This window comes from Segetibacter aerophilus (assembly GCF_007991655.1).
Classification (GTDB): Bacteria; Bacteroidota; Bacteroidia; order Chitinophagales; family Chitinophagaceae; genus Segetibacter; species Segetibacter aerophilus.
In genome coordinates this window covers 1-1,370 of record NZ_BJYT01000070.1, presented here as the reverse complement: position 1 = coordinate 1,370, position 1,370 = coordinate 1, and the positions used below count along the sequence as shown (strand labels likewise).

Genomic DNA, 1,370 nt, shown 5'->3' with positions numbered 1-1,370 from the left:
CTTCAGTTCAAAGCCGACCTTCATTAATTCCATTATCATACAGCCAGGAGCGCTTGTGGTTTATGGACCAGTTGGAGGGTAGTGTGGAGTACAATACTCCGGCGGCTTTACGCCTCAGCGGTCAATTAAACATCTCTGCTCTCGAGCAGGCTTTATCCTTGATAGTCGACCGCCACGAAGTATTGCGAACAGTTTTCAAAGAGCAAGGCGGACAGCCCTATCAATTTATAAAAGAGAAGGGAGGCTGGCACTTATCAGTTATCGAAGGCAAGAAGTACCAAAACGACAACAATGCTCTGCGTGACTATGTAAAACAGCTGACAAGTAAGCCCTTTGATTTATCAAAGGATGATATGCTTCGCGCCGAGCTGATAAAGCTGGCAGAAGAAGAGCATGTGCTGGTAGTAACGATGCACCACATCGCCTCCGATGCATGGTCGATACCGATTATTATAAAAGAATTAGCGGAGTTATACAGCTCCTTTGTTGAAGGCAGGGAAGCACAGTTAAGGCCACTTCAGTTACAGTATGCAGACTATGCCATCTGGCAACGCAGCCACCTTACCCCCGAGCTATTAGAAGAAAAGATCAACTACTGGAAGACCAAGCTTGAAGATGCCTCACCGCTTCAGCTACCGACAGATTATAAAAGACCTGCACTCAGAAGCACCACAGGAGCCACTACTACTTTTACAGTAGACAAGGAAGTGCTCACCCAGCTGCATAAGCTAAGCCAGCAGGAAGGGGGCAGCCTGTACATGACCCTGCTTGCAGCGTTTAAAGTATTGCTGTACCGCTACAGCGGCCAACAGGACATAAGTGTAGGAGCTTCTATAGCCAACAGAACACAACAAGAAATAGAAGAGCTGGTAGGTTTCTTTGTAAATACCCTTGTATTCAGAGATGAAGTAAAAGGAGATGCCACCTTTACAGACTTACTACGTCAGGTAAAAGCAACGACACTGGGTGCTTACGAACACCAGGAAGTATCATTTGAAAAAGTGGTAGAAGTAGTTGTAAAAGAAAGAGACCCCGGGGTAAGCCCGTTGTTCCAGGTAATGCTGGTAATGCAAAACACCCCCGAGGCACCACAACTAAAACTAGGCGAACTCACCTTATCAGGAGAAAGCTATGAACATACAATCTCAAAATTTGACCTCACGTTTTTTGTAAATGAAACAGCAGGCGGTTTAAAGGGTATGGTACAATACCGCACCGATTTGTTTAAAGCAGAGACCATAGAAAAGATGATGTCTCACTTCAAACAATTGCTGGTATCTGTAACAAAAGACCCGCTTCAAAAAGTAGGACAGCTACCGATGCTTTCAGCAGCAGAGCAGCAGGAGCTACTTACATCCTTCAGTGTAAAT

The 1,370-nt window shown here is 45.3% G+C and carries 1 protein-coding gene; it reads left to right on the top strand.

The features are described from left to right. Positions 1-1,370 (top strand): condensation domain-containing protein (locus SAE01_RS24295; protein WP_246113332.1); only part of this gene is annotated, 1,370 nt, incomplete at both ends.